Below are 2,784 nucleotides of genomic sequence, written 5' to 3'. Positions count from 1 at the left end.
GGCGGCCGTCGCGGGCCGGTACACCCGGCAGCCGTAGCCGCTACAGGCCCACGACGCCAGCCGACACGCCGCCCACGACTTTGTCGCAGCCCTGCCTCGAACCCGTGACAGTGCGGCGGGGCGACGCCTACCGAGGCGGCGAGGTCCATGTCCTGTCGTGCCACTGCGCCACGTGTGTGTTCCATCCAGGCAACCGCATGGGTCTGGAGCGAGGCGGTCTCCAAGACCTTGTGGATGCGAACCTTCGTGATCATTCGGCGCTGATCTGCCGCTCGACGCTGTACGGGAAGGATGTCGACGAGGCTGTCTGCCGCGGGTTCTGGGAAGGGTTTCGCGAGGGGACGGTCTCGCTGCGGCTTGCTGAGCGTCGTCGATGCTGGGTGCAGGACGAACCTCCGGTGGGGGCACAGTGACGAGGCCCGCGGACTACTACCGCTCGATGGTCGGCTCCTGTATCTGCGGGCAGCAGTGGTTTTCGATCTTCGCGGCGCACTGTCCGTGCTGTCATCGGACCTTCGGCACCGTCGAGAGCTACGAGGCCGCACATGTCGACGGTTGCTGCGAGCCCGAGTCGGTCGGACTCAGGTTCGCCGAGCATTATTGGTGGCTGCAGGCAGAGGTCCCTCGCCGCAAGCCACATCGGCCTGTGTCAGGTGTGCAGTCTGATCTCTTCGGCGACGAGATGTAGCGCTGCATGCGCAGCCCCGCGGCCCGGGCCGCGCCGGCGTGAGGATCTCGATCGCCTGCGCGTTCGACCCGCCCGGACGGCTTTGGGTCACCCGAACCAGCACGAGCAGGCCCATCCTCTGCGGCGCCTGCGGCGCGCCGTTCGATCGGGCCCTTGCCCAGGATCCCCCAATCCGGGCCACGTCACGCCGGAGCCGGCGGGACAGGCCGAACGAAATGGTCTGGGTGCGGACGGTACACGCGAGGTAGGCCCGGCGGCTCTAGGACAGTGAGGGCCTCAGCGGCGAGGCCTCCTTCACCGTCGAAGGGACAGTGACGTGGACGTGAGAGTAACGGATTTGTGACCCACGGTGATGGCGTCCAGGTCACCTGCCCAGACGTCCGGGTTGGCCTGGGAGACTCCGAACGCCAGGTCACGGCCTACGGTCGGATTACGGGCACCCACAGCACCCTTGACAAGATCATCAATCCGGCGGCGACGGCCGGTGGCCGGGAGATCCCCGAGGCCACCGGGCCATCGCCGTGCGTACCGGCGCCCGTTGGCGCGCCGGGGCGCGGTCCCGTCAGGCGCTCGTCGACAGGCCGGCGATCTCCGCATCCGCGGCCTCGATGTCCTTGTGAAAGCGCTTGTGCACCCGCAGCTTCTCGCCCGTCGCCTCCGTAACCCCCCATAGTCCCTTCACCGGGCCGAGCCGCGTCTCGCGCGGGATGCGGGCCAGGACCGTGTCGCCCTTCGGCTTCGACGGGACGAGCTTGCCCGCCTTGAGCACCGTGATGCTCTTGTCGGTCACCACCACGATCCGGTAGTGGATCGCGAACAGGATGAGATAGGTGACGATGAACAGGTACGGCGTGGGGCCGGTCTGGGCCATGAACACGTGCCTTACCTCCTCGTCGGGCTGGAGGTAGGGCTTGGCCCGTTCGGCAAGCTTGTCCCGTAATGCCATCGCTGAGGTCCTTGTCTCGATCGATGCGACGAGGCGTCGTTACCCCGCCGAAACCCGGACATTGGCGGGCGGGTCACCCAACCCGATCAGCGAGGTCGGTTCTCCGACAGAGGTTCGAACCGTTTCTCCATGATCGCAGTGACCCGCTGGTCGTCGGCGTGCGGGTCGAGATCAGCGAGGGGGACGGGCGGGTCGTCGTCCGGGTCGCAGACGACGGTCCCGGGGGCGCCGACGCCGCCGGCCGCGGGCTGCGCGGGCTGGGCGACCGGGTGGCGTCGGTCGGCGGGACGTTCACGGTGCGCGGCCGCCCGGGCACCGAACTCATCGCGGAGCTGCCATGCGGCTGATCCTCGCCGACGACTCGACTCCGTTCCGGCACGGGCTGGCCGCCCTGCCCGGCGAGGCCGGCCACGACATCGTCGCTGCGGGTGCCGCCGCAGCCGGCCTGCACCTGATCGACGCGCCCACGGTCAGCCGGGATCCGCTCTTGGCGGCCGACCAGGCGCTCCGGCTCCTGGAGCACGCTGAGCTGGACGGATTCTGGGTCCACATCGACGCTGACGTCATCGACGGCGAGCTTCTGCGGGCGGTGGACAGCCCTGAACCCGACGGTCTGACCTTCGACGAGCTCGTCACGGTGGTGCGTCGCCTGCTCGCCTCCCCCCAGGTGGTGGGGGTGGACGTGACCATCTACGACCCCGACCGGGATCCCGACCTGCACGGCGGGCAACAGCTAACCGATGCCCTGGTCAAGGCATTCGCCAACTGGCGCGCTTGAAGTTCGTTGACAAAATGCGGCGATGCTGTCGAGGATCTCGTAGGCGGTTTTGGGTCCACACGTGTTGGCGGGGATCTTCGTTCCCCATACAGGAAGAATCGGACATCTTGGTGTGGATGACGGGTGAAGCTCGAGAAACCCAAGAACCGATCAGGTGGTCATCGGCATCGTTCACCGGAAGGGTGTGCATGCCGATAATGCCATCCGCCCTGGTCAGGGTGGCCGCAGCCGTCGGGGCCGGTGGCTGCGCGAGGATGCCACCTCATGGTGCTTCGGTTGACCTACCTCGGTGTCACGAACGCGTTCGCCCTGCTACGCCTGCTGCCCTACGGCGACCGTGACAAGGACATCGAGATCCTCACCCTGCGCCAC

The 2,784-nt window shown here is 67.7% G+C and carries 4 protein-coding genes; 3 read left to right on the top strand and 1 reads right to left on the bottom strand.

The window, feature by feature from the left end; genetic code table 11:
• Window positions 1-373 precede the first annotated feature (373 nt).
• Window positions 374-688 (top strand): FDXHR family putative zinc-binding protein, encoded by a 315-nt coding sequence (locus BCD48_RS56770; protein WP_491677158.1) that lies wholly within the window; start codon window positions 374-376, stop codon window positions 686-688.
• 562 nt (window positions 689-1,250) lie between these two features.
• On the opposite strand, the gene BCD48_RS21225 is transcribed toward BCD48_RS56770, so the two are convergent.
• Window positions 1,251-1,634, bottom strand: coding sequence for a hypothetical protein (locus BCD48_RS21225; protein WP_071050153.1), 384 nt, complete (start codon window positions 1,632-1,634; stop codon window positions 1,251-1,253).
• A gap of 158 nt (window positions 1,635-1,792) precedes the next feature.
• On the opposite strand from BCD48_RS21225, the gene BCD48_RS21220 reads away from it, so the two are divergent.
• Both BCD48_RS21220 and BCD48_RS21215 read left to right on the top strand, forming a co-directional pair.
• Window positions 1,793-1,981 (top strand): sensor histidine kinase, encoded by a 189-nt coding sequence (locus BCD48_RS21220; RefSeq protein WP_071050152.1) that lies wholly within the window; start codon window positions 1,793-1,795, stop codon window positions 1,979-1,981.
• Window positions 1,972-2,412, top strand: a complete 441-nt coding sequence (locus BCD48_RS21215) for an arginase family protein (protein WP_071050151.1) — start codon at window positions 1,972-1,974, stop codon at window positions 2,410-2,412. Before BCD48_RS21220 ends, BCD48_RS21215 begins: the two co-directional genes overlap by 10 nt.
• Window positions 2,413-2,784 lie beyond the last annotated feature (372 nt).

It is taken from the genome of Pseudofrankia coriaricola (assembly GCF_001854805.1).
Lineage (GTDB): Bacteria > Actinomycetota > Actinomycetes > Frankiales > Frankiaceae > Pseudofrankia.
This window is presented reverse-complemented; position numbering and strand designations above follow the sequence as displayed.